This window comes from Bacillus sp. LR_5, from assembly GCF_042709275.1.
Map to the genome: position 1 here is coordinate 1 of NZ_JAVAXX010000509.1, position 2,477 is coordinate 2,477.

The following is a 2,477-nucleotide window of genomic DNA, read 5'->3' on the forward strand; positions in this document are numbered from 1 at the left end:
GCAAACAATAAAGAGGACACAGCAGACGAAAATCAGGAAGATACATATCAAACAGGAAACAACCGTTCTTTAACTAAACCCGGTCAAAAGTACAAAGAAGATACTGGGGAGATTGTTGAATTAAATAAAATAAAGAATCCAGATAAACATATCGATATTTCACCTCTTAAAGTGACAATAGACGATATAAAAGTGTTAACTCGCACAAATATTCCTAGCGACACTCTGCAGATGTATGAACTGAAAGTCGCCAAACAGCTTGATGAACCTTTAAGTTACATTCAAATAACTGTTACAGCTGAAAATACAGGAGATGCGCTTGTAAAATGGAAAGGGATTTCTATGGTCATCCCAAACACAAAGGAACAAATAGAAGTAGATAAAAATAACCTTATGGAGAATGGACCACATGATATCTACGGGAACGCTAAAGATGAGTACACAATAGGAGTTATATATGACGGGGATCCAGAAGAGATAAATTCTTTGACTCTTGTTCTGGGAGATACTTATGATAGCGAATCATATAAAACTATAACAAACGAGAAGACTATTAAATTAGATATAAACTAAATATAGTATTTAAGCTCTTTAGGGAGCTTTTCTTTTCAACACAAAAACGAACATAAGTTTGCGTTACGTTAGTAGGAGGCTTTATCTTGTATCAATTATCACTTCTTGAAGATCGAATCAAGACAATATATACAGGTATTGGAATTGCTGATCCGGTTACATGGGACTTGGAACTAATTGCAGATAGGTTAAAAATAATAGTCCATTACAAAAACCGTTCATCTGTAGCAGTAAAACTGCTGGGAATGGCTTGTATTATTCTTGATTCGCGATTATCTAAAAAAAAGCAGTGGGAAGACTTTTCCCATGAACTGTGCCATCACATAAATCATGTAGGTGTTCAATAAAAATTACCCCCACTCTTTAGAGAATTACAGGAGAATCAAGCAAATGCATTTATGTATCACTTTGCTGTACCTAGCTTTATGCTGAAAAACATCAAATTACCGGCAACCAAGCGAGAATCTACAAGTCTCATATCTGATTCATATCTGATCTTTTTCAGGTTACACATCCTTTTGCGGAAAAAAGATTGGATATGTACTTCCGTAAGTTATTCAGCTTTAAGTACCAATCATTCATGATTCAAAAGAATAAAGAAAGGGAGAAAATTTTATATGCCAACAATTGAAAAAAGAGGCGAAAAGTCATTTCGATTAGTTGTTGATATCGGTACAAAGAGCAGGCGTAAAAGAAAGGTCAAAACAATTAGAATAGAGGATCCAGCTTTATTAAAAACCACTAAAAAGCTGCGCAATTACCTGGTGAGTGAATGGTATAAATTCAAAACAGAAGTTGAAGCCGGCGCTTATATCACACCACACAAACGAACATTCAATATGTTCATAGAGGACTGGGAGAAAAAATATGCCCTGGATCATCTCGATGATAAAACTCGTGAAACTTATGAATATATTTTGGGGAAAGAAATACAACCCTATTTTGGAGACATGTACTTAGACGAGATTCAGCCGATTCACATATTAAATTTCTTAGAAGAATACCAACGAGAAAATGATGTCTCAACATCAAGCATTCATGCTAGATATTGAATCATTAGAGATATCTTAGGAAGAGCAGCTGAGTGGAAGATTATAAAAGAAAACCCTGCAGAGAATGTAAAGCGGCCAAAACAAAATACAATGAATATGAAATTTATACTGAAGAAGAAATAAAGGAAATCTTTATGCTATTAGATGAACACGCTCCATTGAGGAACAGAGTTATGATTAAATTTGCTTTTACAGGTGGATTTCGTAGAGGAGAACTATTAGCAATCGATGAAACAGATTTATTTTTTGATACTAATGAAGTCAGAATTGATGAGTCTTTACAATATACAAAGAAGAGAGGTTATCGGTTTAAAGATCCTAAAAGTAACTCTTTCCGTAAAGTTACGATGCCGCCTGATGTAATGCAAGAAGCAGCCATTTTGCTACGGGAGATCAAGAAGAATAAATTACTGTTGGGTGAACTGTGGAGAGGAACAGATAAGCTTTTGTTATTTGGTGGGGATATGGGACAACCGCAGTATCCAACCTCACCTAATACCTGGTGGCAGAGATTCACTAAGAGGCACAACATCAAGCCAGGACGTCTTCATGATATGAGACCCTCACACGCAACAATGTTGATAAATCAAATTGGGAAAGTACCTGGATTAAACATTAAAGCTATTTTTCAGAGGCTTGGCCATGCTAACGTCCAAACCACATTGAATATTTACACTCATGCTAACCGTGAATCAGATATTTTAGTTGCTGATGCAATCAATAATATATTTAAAACGGGGACATTTTAGAGAGATTCTCTAATTTGCCACCCGTATGACACCCACATATTTAGACAAAAAAATAACAGTTCCATATTTCGCGGAAACTGCATAAGATCAACGTATTTTAGAT

Annotated in this window: 4 protein-coding genes; all 4 read left to right on the top strand. The window is 35.4% G+C overall.

Features of this window, described 5'->3' with window-relative positions; genetic code table 11:
• The coding region (locus RAC86_RS37760; RefSeq protein ID WP_377886864.1) for a hypothetical protein at positions 1-573 on the top strand (573 nt) is incomplete at its 5' end.
• A gap of 86 nt (positions 574-659) precedes the next feature.
• Complete coding sequence (locus RAC86_RS37765; RefSeq protein ID WP_247471117.1) at positions 660-920, top strand: ImmA/IrrE family metallo-endopeptidase; 261 nt, start codon at positions 660-662, stop codon at positions 918-920.
• A gap of 270 nt (positions 921-1,190) precedes the next feature.
• On the top strand, positions 1,191-1,625 hold the full coding sequence (locus RAC86_RS37770) for a tyrosine-type recombinase/integrase (protein WP_247471112.1): 435 nt from the start codon (positions 1,191-1,193) through the stop codon (positions 1,623-1,625).
• 32 nt (positions 1,626-1,657) lie between these two features.
• Positions 1,658-2,374, top strand: coding sequence for a site-specific integrase (locus RAC86_RS37775; protein WP_377886866.1), 717 nt, complete (start codon positions 1,658-1,660; stop codon positions 2,372-2,374).
• Positions 2,375-2,477 lie beyond the last annotated feature (103 nt).

What these genes read in the sequence shown, in the direction of transcription:
- RAC86_RS37770 (WP_247471112.1), top strand. Translation starts at nt 1,191, where the DNA reads ATGCCAACAATTGAAAAAAGAGGCGAAAAGTCATTTCGATTAGTTGTT.